The organism is Naumannella halotolerans (assembly GCF_004364645.1).
GTDB lineage: Bacteria > Actinomycetota > Actinomycetes > Propionibacteriales > Propionibacteriaceae > Naumannella > Naumannella halotolerans.
This window is the reverse complement of record NZ_SOAW01000001.1, coordinates 590879-606026: the sequence shown is the minus strand read 5'-3', so window position 1 is coordinate 606026 and position 15148 is coordinate 590879. Positions and strand designations below refer to the sequence as shown.

Annotated in this window: 15 protein-coding genes; 13 read left to right on the top strand and 2 right to left on the bottom strand. The window is 69.4% G+C overall.

The features are described 5' to 3' along the window. The first annotated feature begins 479 nt into the window (after positions 1–479). The 3 genes from CLV29_RS02855 (at position 480) to ccsB (ending at position 4031) form a co-directional block, all read left to right on the top strand. Positions 480–1214 carry a twin-arginine translocation signal domain-containing protein gene (locus tag CLV29_RS02855; RefSeq protein ID WP_166649105.1) on the top strand — a complete coding sequence of 245 codons (735 nt, stop codon included), beginning with the start codon at positions 480–482 and terminating at the stop codon, positions 1212–1214. A 163-nt stretch (positions 1215–1377) separates the two neighbouring features. Then, the gene (gene resB, locus CLV29_RS02850) at positions 1378–2964 is read left to right on the top strand and encodes a cytochrome c biogenesis protein ResB (RefSeq protein WP_243831853.1); all 1587 of its coding nucleotides are present in this window, start codon (positions 1378–1380) and stop codon (positions 2962–2964) included. Beyond that, entirely contained in the window at positions 2961–4031 is a 1071-nt protein-coding gene (gene ccsB / locus CLV29_RS02845; RefSeq protein WP_133753553.1) for a c-type cytochrome biogenesis protein CcsB, read from the top strand. Before resB ends, ccsB begins: the two co-directional genes overlap by 4 nt. 118 nt (positions 4032–4149) lie before the next feature. Here ccsB and CLV29_RS02840 read toward each other — a convergent pair whose 3' ends face one another. Continuing rightward, a complete protein-coding gene (locus tag CLV29_RS02840) occupies positions 4150–5316 on the bottom strand; it encodes a M23 family metallopeptidase (protein ID WP_133753552.1) in 1167 nt (388 codons plus the stop codon). 171 nt (positions 5317–5487) lie between these two features. Between CLV29_RS02840 and cmtR the strand changes: the two genes are divergently transcribed. The 5 genes from cmtR (at position 5488) to CLV29_RS02815 (ending at position 10357) form a co-directional block, all read left to right on the top strand. Next, positions 5488–5856, top strand: a complete 369-nt coding sequence (gene cmtR / locus CLV29_RS02835) for a Cd(II)/Pb(II)-sensing metalloregulatory transcriptional regulator CmtR (RefSeq protein WP_133753551.1) — start codon at positions 5488–5490, stop codon at positions 5854–5856. Next, positions 5853–7769, top strand: a complete 1917-nt coding sequence (locus CLV29_RS02830; protein ID WP_133753550.1) for a heavy metal translocating P-type ATPase — start codon at positions 5853–5855, stop codon at positions 7767–7769. The genes cmtR and CLV29_RS02830 overlap by 4 nt, the downstream gene beginning before the upstream one ends. 95 nt (positions 7770–7864) lie before the next feature. After that, complete coding sequence (locus CLV29_RS02825; protein WP_208292731.1) at positions 7865–8350, top strand: signal peptidase II; 486 nt, start codon at positions 7865–7867, stop codon at positions 8348–8350. Positions 8351–8392: 42 nt separating this feature from the next. After that, complete coding sequence (locus tag CLV29_RS16650; RefSeq protein WP_243831683.1) at positions 8393–9022, top strand: hypothetical protein; 630 nt, start codon at positions 8393–8395, stop codon at positions 9020–9022. A 207-nt stretch (positions 9023–9229) separates the two neighbouring features. After that, positions 9230–10357 (top strand): permease, encoded by a 1128-nt coding sequence (locus CLV29_RS02815; protein WP_208292730.1) that lies wholly within the window; start codon positions 9230–9232, stop codon positions 10355–10357. Between the two features lie 160 nt (positions 10358–10517). On the opposite strand, the gene CLV29_RS02810 is transcribed toward CLV29_RS02815, so the two are convergent. Further along, positions 10518–10907, bottom strand: coding sequence for a heavy metal-responsive transcriptional regulator (locus CLV29_RS02810; protein WP_133753547.1), 390 nt, complete (start codon positions 10905–10907; stop codon positions 10518–10520). Positions 10908–11014: 107 nt separating this feature from the next. Here CLV29_RS02810 and merA point away from each other — a divergent pair, with 107 nt between their 5' ends. Genes merA through CLV29_RS02785 form a run of 5 tightly spaced genes read left to right on the top strand, consistent with a single transcriptional unit; the run spans position 11015 to position 14927 of the window. After that, positions 11015–12439, top strand: a complete 1425-nt coding sequence (merA, locus tag CLV29_RS02805; protein WP_133753546.1) for a mercury(II) reductase — start codon at positions 11015–11017, stop codon at positions 12437–12439. A gap of 47 nt (positions 12440–12486) precedes the next feature. Next, entirely contained in the window at positions 12487–13158 is a 672-nt protein-coding gene (gene merB / locus CLV29_RS02800) for an organomercurial lyase MerB (RefSeq protein WP_133753545.1), read from the top strand. A 33-nt stretch (positions 13159–13191) separates the two neighbouring features. Continuing rightward, positions 13192–13497 carry a hypothetical protein gene (locus tag CLV29_RS02795; protein ID WP_208292729.1) on the top strand — a complete coding sequence of 102 codons (306 nt, stop codon included), beginning with the start codon at positions 13192–13194 and terminating at the stop codon, positions 13495–13497. Then, on the top strand, positions 13494–14006 hold the full coding sequence (locus CLV29_RS02790; protein WP_133753544.1) for a TlpA family protein disulfide reductase: 513 nt from the start codon (positions 13494–13496) through the stop codon (positions 14004–14006). The genes CLV29_RS02795 and CLV29_RS02790 overlap by 4 nt, the downstream gene beginning before the upstream one ends. A gap of 3 nt (positions 14007–14009) precedes the next feature. Further along, positions 14010–14927 carry a cytochrome c biogenesis CcdA family protein gene (locus CLV29_RS02785; RefSeq protein ID WP_133753543.1) on the top strand — a complete coding sequence of 306 codons (918 nt, stop codon included), beginning with the start codon at positions 14010–14012 and terminating at the stop codon, positions 14925–14927. Positions 14928–15148: the final 221 nt, after the last annotated feature.

The following is a 15148-nucleotide window of genomic DNA, read 5'->3' as shown; positions in this document are numbered from 1 at the left end:
ATTCATGCTCCAGTCACGGCAAGCAACCCACCCGGTCGACATCCAGCAACTCGACAACCGTTGAGCGGCTGTCCCAGCTGCGCGCCCCCTTCGTTGGCGGCTTCATCGCATGACCGACCGACCGGTCCGATGGGCTGCATCGCCGCGGCTGGCTGCGTCATGACCATCGTCTTGCTGGCGGTGGCCGTGATCGTTCGTGGGCGAACCCCCGGTCGATGGTGGCGTTGCCGAGCCCGCAGCATCGGATCGGCCATCGGAGCCGTCGCACATTGGCGTCGCCGACCGGCTCCCAGTCTCATAGAGCTGTCGATTCTTCGGATCTGACCCCACCCGCCCGGGCCATGAGCAGGCTGCGGTGAGCCCCAGCAATTCGTCCCGCTCCTCGGCCCATCAATTGCACACCCGGCTTGATCACTGCGCGCCCGGTTGAGCAGTCAGACAAGCTCCTCAGACTCTCCAGCACGACAGGAAACAGGAACGTGAATCAGAAGCGATCGAAGAACAAGCATCGACACGGTGCATCGACCAATCGCGAACCCGGATCCGCGCGCGCCCGCGCCCGGTTGGCAGAGATGAAACGGCAGGAGGCCCGCGCCCGAACGCGGCGGCGTTTCCTGGTCGGGGTCACCGCGGTCATCGTCGCCGGTGCCCTCGGCATCGGCATTTGGCTGGTGGCCCGGCAAGTATCAGCACCCAACGCCGCTGGGCCGGTGGCCGGCACCAAGGGGCGAAGCGATCTGCCGCCGTGGGGGCTCCCGGCCGATCCGGGCCGCCTGGCCGAGGCCGCCGGTCTGCAGGCATCGAACATGGAAGGCACCGCCGCGCACTTCCACTCCCATCTGGACATCACCGTCAACGGCCAGCCGCTCGCGGTACCGGGAGCAATCGGCGTCGACGCGAAGACCGGCTCGATGTCGGAGCTGCACACCCACGACGAACGCGGCGTCCTGCACGTCGAGTCACACAAGACCGACGGCAAATACACCCTCGGACAGCTGTTCGCCGAGTGGGACGTGCGACTCGACGGCCAAGGCATCGGCGGCCTGACCAACAACAAGACCGACAGCCTGCGCGCCTACGTGGACGGCAAACGGTTCAGCGGCAACCCCGCAACGATCCAACTCGGCGAGCGACGCCAGATCTCACTGATCTACGGCCCCCGGAACGCGACCGACAATCCGCCCTCGAGCTTCGCCTTCGACGCCAATGAATGATCTCCGCCCCACCAGCAGATCCGATACCGCACCTGGCCCGCGAGCCGATCCCGACGCGGCGGGCATCGCAACCACCGAACCCGCCACTCGCAGGACTTCCTCCAATGCGCCGGTGATCGGATTCCTCGGCTGGCTGCGGTTCCTGTGGACGCAGTTGATCACCATGCGGACGGCGCTGGCGTTGCTGTTCCTGCTGGCACTGGCCGCGGTGCCCGGATCGTTGGTGCCGCAGCAGAACATCTCGCCGGTGCGCGTCAAGACGTTCCTGCAACAGCACAAAACGCTCGGGCCGATCTATGACAAGGCCGGACTCTTCAACGTCTACACCTCGCCCTGGTTCTCCGCGATCTACATCCTGCTGTTCATCAGCCTGATCGGCTGCATCATCCCGCGCCTGCGTGTCTATCTCCGAGCCGTACGAGCACAGCCGCCCCGCACTCCCCGCTATCTGCATCGGCTGCCCGCCTACGAATCGGTCGACCTCCCAGACGTGGAACCAGACCAAATCGCGTCTGAGAACGAAGCGATCATCGCTCAACTACGCGACAACCTGCGGCGCAGACGCTACCGGGTCGCCCAGCACCCCGACGGGTCACTGGCCGCCGAGCGGGGCTACCTACGAGAGGCGGGCAACCTCGTCTTCCACATCAGCCTGGTCTTCTTACTGGTCGGCGTGGCGGTGGTCTGGCTGAACAACTTCCGCGGCGACCGGGCGCTAGTCGTGGGAGGCGAAAGCTTCACCAACGACCTGGTGCAGTATGACGACTTCAAAGCTGGCCCCCTGTTTCGGCAATCGTCCCTGACCCCCTTCAGCATCAAGGTCGACAGCTTCGACGTGAAGTTCGAGACCGGCGATGTCCAGCGAGGGGCGGCTCGGGAGTTCAAGGCCGTCGTCACCGTCACCGACCGTCCCGGTGACAAACCACGGCGGGAAACACTCCAGGTCAACCATCCACTCAACCTGGCCGGCGGCGAAAAGGTGCACCTGATCGCCTGGGGATACGCGCCGATCGTGACGGTGAAGGACGGCGACGGCAACGTCGCCTACTCCGGGCCGGTGATCTTCCTGCCGCAGGACGGCAACTTCACCTCCGCCGGGGCGATCAGTGCGCCCGACGCCAGACCCCACAAATTGGGCTTTGAAGGCTTCTTCCTGCCCAGCGCCTACGTGGACAGCTCCGGGCCCCGCTCGGTGTTCCCCGACGCGTTGAATCCCCAACTGTTCCTGAACGCCTGGTCGGGCAAGCCCACCGCCGAGACCGGCCAACCCCAGAGCGTCTACTCGCTCGACACCCGCGGCATGACCCAGATCATGAACCCGAAGGACCCCAAACAGCCGCTCCGGTTCATCCTCCGACCCGGATACATCCAAAAGCTGCCCAACGGGCAAGGATCCATCCAACTGGACGGGGTGCAGCGCTGGATCAAGATCCAGGTCGGCGACTCCCCCGGCGCACCCATCACGATCGCTGCGATCGCGACCGCAATTCTGGGGCTGAGCTTTTCCCTGTTCATCCGTCCCCGGCGGATCTGGGCACGGATCCGACGGGTCGACGACCACAACCTCCTCGAGATCGCCGGACTCGACCGAGCCGACGCCCGAACCGGACTCACCGAAGACGTCGAAGCCCTCGCCAACAGCCTCGACCTGCAAACGAGCTCACGCAACCAGACCCCACCCGGGCACGGAAGCGAACCGGCAGAGCCCGACCCGACCACCGACAACCAATCACCGAAGGAGACGACATGACGATCGACTACTTCTCCAACCTCGCACTGGTCACCGCGACCGTGATCTACGCCCTGGCCCTCACCATGCACAGCATCGAATGGGCAGCCGCACGAAAAGTCACCACCGCACGAAGCACCACCGGCACCGGTGAGCGCGAGGCAGCGAACGACATCGAGACCGGAACCCGCCCCAGCACACGCGCAACGACCAGCCGCGCAGCAGAGGCCTCAGCGTCCACCCTGACGATCACCCGGACCGCCGCCCAAGCCACGCCTGACTCACCCACCTTTGAGCCCGAAGGCGACACCCACGAACCCTCCGGCGATCCGATGCCGCAGCAAAGGACCGAGATGTTCGGTCGAATGGGCATCTCCTTCACCCTGATCGGGCTGGCCTGCGCGATCGCCGGCATTACCGCCCGGGGCATCGCGGCTCACCGCTGGCCGCTGGGCAACATGTTCGAGTTCACCACCATGGCGATGGTGATCATCGTCGCCGGCTACCTGGTCCTGGCCAAGATGGGGATGCGCTGGCTCGGCCTGCCCATCACCATGATCGCCACGGTCGGCAACGGCCTGGCCGTCACGGTGTTCTACGTCGCAGTCGCCGGGTTGGTGCCGTCGCTGAACTCCTACTGGTTCATCATCCACATCACCGCCGCGACGATCAGCGGAGCAGCATTCAACATCGGTGGCGCTGTCTCGATCCTGTACCTGATCAAGAAGCGGGCCGAGGACAAGGGAACCGAGAAGGGCTACCTCCTCCGACTCCCCGATTCGCGCCGCATAGACGTGATCGCCTACCGGCTCTTCGCCTTCGCCTTCCCGCTGTGGACGTTCACCATCGCCGCCGGAGCAGTTTGGGCCGAGTACGCCTGGGGCCGCTACTGGGGATGGGACCCCAAGGAGGTCTGGGCGCTCGTCACCTGGATGATCTTCGCCTGCTACCTCCACGCCCGATCGACCGCCGGCTGGAAAGGAGTACGCGCAGCCGTCATCGCGCTGCTCGGGGTTGCCGTCTTCTGGTTCAACTTCATCGGAGTGAACCTGCTCCTCTCCGGGCTCCACTCCTACGCAGGCATCTAACCAAGAAGCGAACGGTTGACATCGATACCCCTGGGGTACGACAGCGACTCAGCCGTTACCGCGGCACCACCAGCGAGCTCGACCCGTCTCAAAACGACACCCGGCCGCTTCAGGGCCCCTACGGCTTCAAGCCTTTCGCAGTGAACCAAGGCAGTGGATTCACCGTCCGGTAGACATTGCCGGGAGTGACGCCAGCGGGGTACAGCTCCAGGTGTGTGTGCGGGCCGAACGTCCGGCCGGTCATGCCCACCCGGCCGATGACCTGACCGGCGGCAACCCGCTGCCCGGTGCGGACCGCGGCCGACGCCATGTGCGCCATCAGCATCTGCTTCCCGTCGGGGAACTTGATGCTGACGTAGATGCCCGCCCAACCGCTGGCCGGACCGGTACCGCCGTTGGTGACGACCCCATCGGCTGTCGCTCTGATCGGTGTCCCGATCGGGGCAGCGAAGTCCACGCCAGTGTGATAGCGCGACCAGGATCCGACCTGCCCGAACGTGGCGACGATGTTGTAACTTCCCTTGGCGATCGGCAATGCCCCGCCCCCGTTGCTCGTGCCGCCTGCAGTGTCTGAACTGCCGAGATCGGCAGTACCGCTGTCGGAGCCGTTGTCGCTCGATGCCGAGTCGGTCCGGCCGACCGCCGTGCTACCGGAGGATGCATTGCCCTTGCCCGCGTCAGCTTCTTGGGCCGCTCGCATCTGCTGTTGACGCTGCTCCTTGCTGAGCGTTCCCGATAGTTTGCGGCTCTTCTCGGCGTCGGATTTCAACGCCTCTGATCGTTGCCGGGCAGCCTCCTCCGCCCGCGTGTCCTCCTGGCCGGTGTCGACAACCTTGCTGTTCTTCTGGGCTGCCCGGCGCGCCGCCATGTCGACGGTGCCGTCGAGAGGCTGGCCCGTGCTCTGCTCCTCGCTACTGCCGCTGCCTTGGGTATCGCTGCGCTGACCACTGCGTGTTGCCTCCCGAAGGCCCGCGCGCGACCGGCCAGAGGTGTCGGCCTGGTGCCCGGTGGAGCCCGCGTCATCGGGCGCGCCAGCCGTACTGGAGATTCCGGTGGCCGCAGGGTTCGCCTCATGGGCAACGCCGGTCATGGCGACCGCGCCAGCGCCGGCAAGGCCGAGTCCTGCGATGGCGGCCGCGGCAATGCCGTGGCGGATCCAGCTGCGTCTGTCCCGTCCGATGTGATCCAGGGCTCGGCCAGCTCTTGCTGCGGTGCCCGCGCGCAACTCGCCGACGCGGGTTCGCAGCTGACCGAGGCTTCGCCGCTGGCGACCGTCGGGACTCATTCGGCTAGAACTCCTCGTGGGATGGGGATGACCGGACCGCTAGAGAATAACGGTTCGATAACATCGATGAATGCTGGCTTGGCCAGACTTGAGGAAATGCTCACGCCTTCGGTGGCGGTCAACGACCGCTCCAGGCCATGATAGGTCAGCCACTGCTGTATAGTTCAGTGGATGCTGACCATTGCTTCGCGCCTTGACGTCATGAACCGGCTCGGCCGGGCCATGGCGGACCCGACGCGCTCCCGGATCCTGATGTCCCTGCTCGGCGGCCCGAGCCACCCGGCCGTGCTGTCGCGCGAGCTCGACCTGACGCGCTCGAACGTGTCCAACCACCTGACCTGCCTGCGCGACTGCGGGATCGTGGTCGCCGAGCCCGAGGGCCGCCAGACCCGCTACGAGATCGCCGACCCGCACCTGGCCGCGGCGCTGACGGCGCTGGTGGACGTGACGCTGGCGGTGGACGAGAGCGCCCCGTGTATCGACCCGCACTGCTCGGTGCCCGGTTGCTGCGCCGTGACCGGCTCGGGGGACGCCTCGTGAGCGCCGCCTGCGGCTGCGACGAGCCGACCACCAGCCCATCCGAGGAAGCCGAGGAGACCGAGCGCTCGTGGTGGCGCGACCCGGGCCTGGTGGTGCCGATCCTCTCCGGGATCGCGTTCGGCACCGGCCTGGTGCTGGAGTGGTCGGGGCTGCACATCGCGGCACTGGCCGCGTTCTGGGCGGGCCTGCTGCTGGGCGCGTACACCTTCGTCCCCGGCGCGCTGCGGAACCTGTTCGTCAAGCGGAAGCTCGGGATCGCGCTGCTGATGACGATCAGCGCCGTCGGCGCGGTCATCCTCGGCTACGTGGAGGAGGCCGCCGCGCTGGCGTTCCTCTACTCGATCGCCGAGGCACTGGAGGACAAGGCGATGGACCGCGCCCGCGGCGGCCTGCGCGCGCTGCTCAAGCTCGTGCCGGAGACCGCGACCGTGCTGCGCGACGGTGCCTCGGTCGAGGTCCCTGCGAAGGAGATCGCCGTCGGCGACGTGCTGCTGGTCCGCCCCGGCGAGCGGGTCGCGACCGACGGCCTGGTCCGCGCGGGCCGCTCCAGCCTGGACACCTCGGCGATCACCGGCGAGTCGATCCCGGTCGAGGTCGCCCCCGATGACGCGGTCTCCGCCGGCGCGATCAACACCGCCGGTGTGCTGGAGGTCGAGGCGACCGCGGCGGGAACCGACAACTCGCTGACCACCATCGTGGAGCTGGTCGAGCAGGCCCAGGCCGAGAAGGGCGAGCGTGCGCGGATCGCCGACCGGATCGCCCGCCCGCTGGTGCCCGGCGTGATGGTCCTCGCCGTCCTGGTTGGCGTGCTCGGCTCGCTGCTCGGCGACCCCGAGACCTGGATCACCCGCGCCCTGGTCGTCCTCGTCGCCGCCAGCCCGTGCGCGCTGGCGATCGCGGTGCCCGTCACCGTGGTCTCCGCGATCGGGGCGGCGACGAAGTTCGGCGTCGTCATCAAGAGCGGGGCAGCCTTCGAGCGCCTCGGCGGCATCCGCCACCTCGCCGTGGACAAGACCGGCACCCTGACCCGCAACCGGCCCGAGGTCACCGCCGTCGTCGCAGCCGACGGCTTCGACGACGCGCAGGTGCTCGCCTGGGCGGCCGCCGTCGAGCAGCACTCCACGCACCCGCTCGCCGCCGCCATCGCCGCCGCGGGCAAGGGAGCCCCCGCCGCGCAGGACGTGACGGAGGAGGCCGGGCACGGCATCGGCGGCCTGGTGGACGGCCGCCGGGTGACGGTGGGCAGCCCCCGCTGGATCGACGCGGGGCCGCTCAAGGCCCGGGTCGAGGAGCTGGAGGCCGAGGGCCAGACCTGCGTGCTCGTGGCCGTCGACGGCCGGCTGGCCGGGGCGATCGGCGTCCGCGACGAGCTGCGCCCCGAGGTCCCCGAGGTCGTGCGCGCGCTTCGGGGCCAGGGCGTCGAGGTGAGCATGCTCACCGGAGACAACGCCCGCACCGCGCACGCGCTGGCGCAGCTCGCCGGGATCGGCGACGTGCACGCCGAGCTGCGGCCCGAGGACAAGGCCCGCATCGTCGCCCAGCTCTCCGATGCCTCGCCCACGGCGATGATCGGCGACGGCATCAACGACGCCCCCGCCCTGGCCGGGGCGACCGTGGGCATCGCGATGGGAGCGACCGGCTCCGACGCCGCGATCGAGTCTGCCGACGTCGCCTTCACCGGCCACGACCTCGGCCTCATCCCGCAGGCGCTGCGCCACGCCCGCCGCGGCCGGGCGATCATGAACCAGAACATCGTGCTGTCCCTGGCGATCATCACCGTGCTGCTGCCGCTGGCCATCACCGGCGTGCTGGGCCTGGCCGCGGTCGTCCTCGTCCACGAGGTCGCCGAGGTCGTCGTCATCGCTAACGGGCTGCGCGCCGCGCGTGCCCGCAAGCCTCAGGCAGCGGGCTGATGCGGGCGAAGGACGCGGTCCGCGGGTCCACTGCCCGGATCGCTCATGGTCCGAGGCGGACGCTCCTGGTAGCGGGGACCTTCCTGCTCGGCGGTTTGGTCGTCTTGGTCGACCAAGGGACCAAGGCATGGGCTGAGGCCACCCTCTCGACGCAGGAGCGCATCCCGCTCGTCGGCGAGCTGCTGGGACTCCAGATGGCGTACAACCCCGGTGCGGCGTTCTCCTTCGGCGAGGGCTCGACCTGGGTGTTCGCGCTGGTCGCTGTCGCGGCCGCGGTCGCCGCGGTCGTCTTCGCGTTCCGTGTCCGGCGTCTTCGGTGGGCGGTCGTGATCGGTGCCGTCGGCGGTGCGGCGGCCTCGCACGCCGGGGACCGGCTCTTCCGCGCCCCCGGCTTCGCCCGCGGCCACGTCGTGGACTTCCTGGCCTACGGCGACTGGTTCATCGGGAACGTCGCCGACATCGTCATCGTCGTGGGCGCGGTCACCGGGGCGTTCCTGATGCTCCACGACGGCTCATCGCCAGAAGACTCCCCGAGTTCTTCGGCACGGCTCAGTTCCGAAGAGGCTGGCGAGCGGAGCTGACGACGGCTGCCGAGCCGCAGACAGGATTGAGAGGAGAAGATGTTGGAGATCACGCTGCAGTACTTCGACGGGTGCCCGAACTGGGAGGTGATCGACCGGCGGCTCGCCGAGGCCCTCGACGGCCGATCGGACGTCCGCGTCGCGCATCAGCGAGTCGAGACCGCCGACGACGCCGCCCGCCTCGAGTTCCACGGGTCCCCGACCGTCCTCGTCGACGGCGTCGACCCCTTCGCCGACGAGCACACACCGGTCGGGCTCGCCTGCCGGGTGTTCCGCACTCCTGCCGGGCTGGCCGGGTCGCCGACCGTCGATCAGCTGCGCGCAGCCATCGGTCGCGCGCCGACGTCGGCGGTGACGGGGCTCGAGTCGCCGGTCGGACCGCTGGGCGGGCTGCCGATCGCCTGCGCGCTCGCGCCGACCGCGGGCAAGCAGCAGCTCGAGACGTGGCGAGCCTTCGACGACGACTACCTCCTCGAGGTCGAGCGCGGAGAGGCCAGACTGGTCGTGCACTACGCCCGGACCGACGACTCAGCGCGGCGGCTGCGCGACCTGGTCGCGACCGAGAGCGCCTGCTGCTCGTTCGTCGACTGGCAGATCGACGACGACCACGCCGACCTGCGCCTTGTCGTCACCGGCACCCCTGAGCAGCTCGCTGGTCTCAGCATCGGCTAGGTAGGTGTTCGGGGCCAGCCGCTGGCCGCGGCGACGCCGATGCGCCACCAGCATCGTCGTCCCGGTTTCTCAGGCAGCTCGGCGCAATCCGCGCGTGGACGGGCCGCGTCCGGGTACGGGACCGGATGGCCGAACAGTCGCTGACCGTGTTGCCGGGAGGAACGAATCCTGATGGACGTCCTGAGCGCAGTCGTCGACGCGCTGGCGATGGCCGGCTCGATGGGCTGGCAGATCCTCTGGCCCCTCGTGCTCGGCTTCACGCTGTCCGGCGTCATCCAGGCGGTGGTGCGCAAGGAGCGCGTCACGCAGCTGATGGCCGACGACTCGCCGAGATCGATCGCGGTCTCCGCGCTGTTCGGCGCGGCGTCCTCGTCCTGCTCCTACGCCGCGGTCGCGCTGGCCCGGGCGCTGTTTCGCAAGGGCGCGGACTTCGCGGCGGCGATGGCCTTCGAGATCGCCTCGACCAACCTGGTGCTCGAGCTCGGGCTGGTCCTGTGGTTCGTGATGGGCTGGCAGTTCACCGCCGCGGAGTTCGTCGGCGGCCCGATCATGATCGTGCTGGTCGCGCTCGGATTCAGGCTCTGGATGCGCGGCCGGATCGTCGAGGCGGCGCGGCGGCAGGCCGAGCAGGGGCTCGCCGGGTCGATGGAGGGCCACGCCGCCATGGACATGTCCGTCCAGGGCGACGCCGGATTCTGGGCCCGGCTGCTCTCCCGGGACGGCGTGACCGCGGTCTCGCGCTACTTCGTGATGGACTGGGCGGCCGTGCTCCGCGACATCGTGCTGGGCCTGCTGATCGCCGGCGCGTTCGCCGCCTGGGTGCCCAAGGCCTGGCTGCAGGCGGTGTTCTTCACCCAGGACCCGGCGGCGGCGTTCATACTCGGCCCGCTGATCGGGCCACTGCTGGCCGTGGTCAGCTTCGTCTGCTCGGTCGGGAACGTGCCGCTGGCGGCGGTGCTGTGGAACGGCGGCATCAGCTTCGGCGGCGTGGTCAGCTTCCTGTTCGCCGACCTGATCATCATCCCGATCATCCTCATCTACAACAAGTACTACGGCTGGAAGGCCACGACCCGGATCTGCCTGGTCTTCTACGCCGCGATGGTCATCGCCGGATACCTCGTCGAATTGATCTTCGGCCCGCTCGGCATGGTCCCGCACGACCGGAACCTGGCAGTCGCCGAGACCGGCATCAGCTGGAACTACACCACCTGGCTCAACATCCCCTTCCTCGCCCTCGCCGCCGCCCTGCTGACCGTGTTCCTCCGCACCGGCAGTACCAGCATGCTCCGCATGATGGGCGGCTCTCCAGAGCCGGCAGAGCGCGGACACCACTGACCGGCTCCGCCGCGGACGGCTCAGCCCGCGACGCACGAGGACGATGAAGCCTCGGCTGGCGGCCAGTCGGATGGTTCACCGAGATCGTCCATCTCCAGTGCCTGCCGTCCCGATCGGCACGGTGGTCCGGCCGGCGACGACGGCGAGATCGGCGCAGCACTCACAGATACCGGCAGACCTGGTCCGGGCTGCACGAGTCGGGGTCGGGCTTCGCGGCGTCGTTCCTGAGACCGGCGATGGTGTCTCGGAGCGCCGCGAGCTGGGCGATCTGCTGCTCGATCTCGGCCAGGCGTGCATCGAGGAGGTCGCGCACGTGCTCGCAGGGCGCGTGGCCGCCGTCCCGGATGTCGAGGATCTGGCGGATCTGGGCGAGGGTGAGGCCCGCGGCCTGGCCGCGGTGGACGAAGTCGATCCGGGCGACCGTCTCGGGCGCATAGTCGCGGTATCCGGACGGCGTCCGCTCGGCCGGGGGCAGCAGCCCCTGCTCCTCGTAGAAGCGCAGCGTCTTCGCCGTCGTGCCCGCCCGCTCGGCGAGTTCCCCGATGCGCATCGCGGGCCTCCTGTTCTCTCTGCAGAAGTCCTCTTGACCTTCCCCTGCACTGGAAGGTCCAGTATGGATGGAAAGGAAGAGAAGTCCAAGCGTCGACAGGAGCAGCGATGCCCACCAAGTACGACCTCGCCATCATCGGATCGGGCGGCGGAGCCTTCGCCGCCGCGATCCGCGCGACCACGCTCGGCAAGTCGGTCGTGATGATCGAGCGCGGCACTCTCGGCGGCACCTGTGTGAACACCGGCTGCGTGCCGTCGAAGGCCCTCATCGCCGCGGCCGACGCACGGCACTCCGCGGCCGACGCCGCCGACCGGTTCCCGGGGATCGCGACGACGGCGGGGCCGGTGGACATGCCCGCCCTGATCGCCGGGAAGCAGGCGCTGGTCGAGTCGCTGCGGGGTGAGAAGTACGCCGACGTCGCCGACTCCTACGGGTGGGCCGTCCGCCGCGGCGACGCCGCGTTCGCCGGCACCCCCGACGCACCGGTCCTCCAGGTCGCCGGCGACGACGGCAGCACCGAGACGATCGAGGCCGGGCACTACCTGGTCGCGACCGGCTCTCGGCCGTGGGCCCCGCCGATCGACGGCCTGGACGAGACCGGGTACCTGACCTCGACCACGGCGATGGAGCTGACCGAACTCCCTGAGTCTCTGCTCGTGCTCGGCGGCGGCTACGTCGCCCTGGAGCAGGCGCAGCTGTTCGCCCGGCTCGGCTCCCAGGTCACCGTGCTGGTCCGGTCCCGGCTCGCGTCGAAGGAGGAGCCGGAGGTGTCCAGGACGCTGCAGGAGGTGTTCGCCGACGAGGGCATCCGGGTGGTCCGCCGCGCGCTGCCGACGCGGGTGTCCCGCGACGCCGCGACCGGGCAGGCCGTCGTCACCGCCGACGTCGCCGGCGGCCGGGAGGAGTTCCGCGCCGACCAGGTGCTCGTCGCCCTCGGACGACGACCGGCCACCGACGGGCTCGGCCTCGACAGGGTCGGGGTCAAGACCGGGGACCTCGGCGAGGTGGTCGTCTCCGACCGGATGCAGTCCTCCCACCCGCGGATCTGGGCGGCGGGCGACGTGACCGGCCACCCCGAATTCGTCTACGTCGCCGCCCACCACGGCACCCTGGTCGCCGAGAACGCGTTCGCCGACGCCGATCAGGCCGTGGACTACGCCCGGCTGCCGAGGGTGACGTTCACCGGCCCGGCGATCGGTGCGGTCGGGATGACCGAGAAGGACGTCGTCGCCGCCGGGATCCGCTGCGACTGCCGCGTCCTGCCGCTGCACCACGTGCCCCGCGCACTGGTCAACCGCGACACCCGCGGCTTCGTCAAGATCGTCGTGGACGCCGACACCAACGAGATCCTCGGCATCACCGCCGTCGCCAAGGACGCCGGCGAGCTCGCCGCAGCCGGAGTCCACGTGCTCGGCAAGACGGTCGCCGAGGTCGCCGACGCCTGGGCCCCCTACCTGACCATGGCCGAGGGCATCCGGATCGCCGCCAAGGCCTTCACCACCGACCCATCGCTCCTGTCGTGCTGCGCGTGAACGCGCACGCGGCCCCGCCCACCGATCACAGATCCGAGGAGATCGCGATGACTGATCACACCGCAGACCTGGCAGGGGGCCTGGCCGACCGCCTCGTCCGGACGGAGGAGTCCGGGCTCGACGCTGGCCTGCTCGTTCCGCTGCTGCGGCTGCTCGTCGACGGGCATCCAGTCGCGGTGGAGGACCTCGCCGACGCGGCCGGCCGCAGCGAGGACGACGTGCGCGCAGGCCTGGCGCTCGTCCCCGACACCGAGTACGACGAGCAGGGCCGGATCGTCGGCCAGGGCCTCACCCTGCGCCCCACCGTCCACCGGTTCGCCGTCGACGGGAATGACCTGTACACCTGGTGCGCCCTGGACACCCTGGCGTTCCCTGCCCTGCTCGCACGCCCAGCACGCATCGAGTCGACCTCGCCGACCAGCGGCCAGACCGTCCGGGTGACTGTCGACCCCACCGAAGGCGTCACCCGCGTCGAGCCCACCACCGCTGTGGTGTCCCTGATCGACCCCGAGCGCATTGCCTCGATCCGCTCCTCCTTCTGCAACCAGGTGCACTACTTCGCCTCGCCCGAGGACGCCGAGGAATGGCTCGCCGAGCACCCCGACGCCCAGGTGGTCACCGTCGCAGAAGCCCACAGGCTCGGCTCCGCACTCGCTGCCGCCTTCCTCGACGGCCTCGAACGGCCCACCGGCGGCCCCGGCGGCCGCCCGTGCTGCTGATCGATGTGCTCCAGTCGCGAGAAAGGTAAGACGATGACCCGACCAGATGATAGGCGGGGCGGCGGGCTGCTGGTGGCGGCCGGCGGGGCTCTCCTCGTGGCGCTCTGCTGCGGACTGCCGCTCATCCTCGCCGGAGGGGCGCTCGCCGGGATCGGCGGGCTCCTGCGCAGCCCCTGGACCGTCGGCGCGGGGATCGCAGTCGTCCTCGCCGTCGCCGCGGCCGCAATCGCCCGACGACACCGCCGAACCCAGGACGCCGACTGCTGCTCACCCCAGACCACGCGCTCGGCGCAGGACGCAGCAGCACAGACAAGGACCGAGGAGGACGAAAACCGATGACCACCTGTGTCTCCCGCCGTGCAGCGATCTCGATCGCCGGCGTCCTGGCCGCAGCCGGGGCGCTCGGCCTGACCGGCTGCGGCAGCACCGCCGAAGACCGCAGCGACGGACCGGCAACGGTCACCAGCATCGACGGGCAGCAGATCCGACTCCCCGCTCCCGGCGAACCGACAGCAGTGTTCTTCTTCTCCGTCGGCTGCGGCGAATGTGCCACCGGCATGCACGCCCTCGGCCAAGCCGCCGCCGACAGCAACGGCACTCGAACCCGGTTTCTCGCCGTCGACATGGACCCCGGCGAGTCGACCCAGACCATCCGCATCTTCATGCAGGACATCCGTGCCGAACACGTCCCGGTCGCGATCGACAAGGACGCGGCGATCTCGCGGCGGTACGGCGTCGCCGCACTGTCCACCGCCATCGTCGTCGACGCCCACGGCAAAGTCACCTTCCGCGCCACCGACCCCGACGCCGCGACCATCACCGCGCAGCTGGACAAGGCCGGCGTCTGAGCGATGGACGGCCTCCTCGCCCTCGCCTTCGCCGCCGGTATGATTGCCCCGATCAACCCCTGCGGCTTCGCTCTGCTCCCTGCATGGATCGCACAAGCCGTCGGCGACGCTGCCACCTCCCCGGCTCCGGTGCGCCTCCTGCGAGCCCTGCGGGCAGGCCTCGCGCTGACGCTCGGGTTCGCGGGTGCTCTCGCACTGGCAGGCGTTGTGGTGAGTGCCGGCGCACGGAGCCTGATCCAGGCCGCTCCCGTGCTCGGCCTCACCGTCGGGGTCGTGCTGGTGCTGGTCGGCACGGCGATGCTGGCCGGTCGCTCGATCTCTCTCCGGGTGCCCGGCATACCCGTTCGAGTGACCGAACGGCTGCCCGGCACCGTGCGCATGGTCGTCTTCGGCGTCGGCTACGCGGCGGCGTCGCTGTCGTGCACGTTCGGCGTGCTCCTCGCCGTCATCGCCCAGGCCCAGGCCACAGCCAGCTTCGCCGGCATGCTCCTCGTCTTCGCCGACTACGCCGCGGGCTCTGCCGCCATCCTGCTGCTCGTCGCCGTGGCAGCCGCCGCTGCCGGCTCGGCGCTTTCGCGTCGCATCGCGGCGCTGGCGCGCTTTGGCCCCAAGGTCACTGCCGCCGTGGTCGTCCTCACCGGGGGCTACCTGGCCTGGTACTGGTACCCCGCCGCCACCGGCGACGCCCCAGCAGCAGGCCGCGCCGGAGGCATCACAGCGGTCGCCACTTCGGTGTCGGACTGGGTCCAAGGTCACGTCGGTGTCGTCGCCGGATTGTCCATCGCGGCGGTGCTCGGCGTCCTGCTGATCGCCGCCATCCGCAAGCGACCGCAGACTTCCCTGGCCGCCACCCAGGACTGCTGCAACCCGGAACCATCGCCTTCCGTCGACGACCAGCCCGACCCACCTGGCCCTTCATAGTCGGACGCAGCTCCTCATCGCTCGGTACGCCGACTATCGGCGTCTCATGAGCCACCGGGAGGTCCGGTTGAAGAACCCGACGCCAACGATGGCCTACCCATCCTTCCCAAGTTCGTTGGGACACTGGTGGTGCGGCTGCGCCCCAGCTCTGCGCATAAACACTTAAGGGTGGTGACCGTGGGCGAGGGATGTTCAATGTTATGCATGCTGCTGCGATCCGC

Excerpts from the sequence above, each read along its gene's own strand:
- CLV29_RS02810 (WP_133753547.1), bottom strand. The coding sequence starts at position 10,907 with ATGCGCATCGGGGAACTCGCCGAGCGGGCGGGCACGACGGCGAAGACG.
- CLV29_RS02785 (WP_133753543.1), top strand. The coding sequence starts at position 14,010 with ATGGACGGCCTCCTCGCCCTCGCCTTCGCCGCCGGTATGATTGCCCCG.
- CLV29_RS02815 (WP_208292730.1), top strand. The coding sequence starts at position 9,230 with ATGGCCGGCTCGATGGGCTGGCAGATCCTCTGGCCCCTCGTGCTCGGC.
- CLV29_RS02840 (WP_133753552.1), bottom strand. The coding sequence starts at position 5,316 with ATGAGTCCCGACGGTCGCCAGCGGCGAAGCCTCGGTCAGCTGCGAACC.
- CLV29_RS02795 (WP_208292729.1), top strand. The coding sequence starts at position 13,192 with ATGACCCGACCAGATGATAGGCGGGGCGGCGGGCTGCTGGTGGCGGCC.
- merB (WP_133753545.1), top strand. The coding sequence starts at position 12,487 with ATGACTGATCACACCGCAGACCTGGCAGGGGGCCTGGCCGACCGCCTC.
- resB (WP_243831853.1), top strand. The coding sequence starts at position 1,378 with ATGCGGACGGCGCTGGCGTTGCTGTTCCTGCTGGCACTGGCCGCGGTG.
- CLV29_RS02790 (WP_133753544.1), top strand. The coding sequence starts at position 13,494 with ATGACCACCTGTGTCTCCCGCCGTGCAGCGATCTCGATCGCCGGCGTC.
- ccsB (WP_133753553.1), top strand. The coding sequence starts at position 2,961 with ATGACGATCGACTACTTCTCCAACCTCGCACTGGTCACCGCGACCGTG.
- cmtR (WP_133753551.1), top strand. The coding sequence starts at position 5,488 with ATGCTGACCATTGCTTCGCGCCTTGACGTCATGAACCGGCTCGGCCGG.
- merA (WP_133753546.1), top strand. The coding sequence starts at position 11,015 with ATGCCCACCAAGTACGACCTCGCCATCATCGGATCGGGCGGCGGAGCC.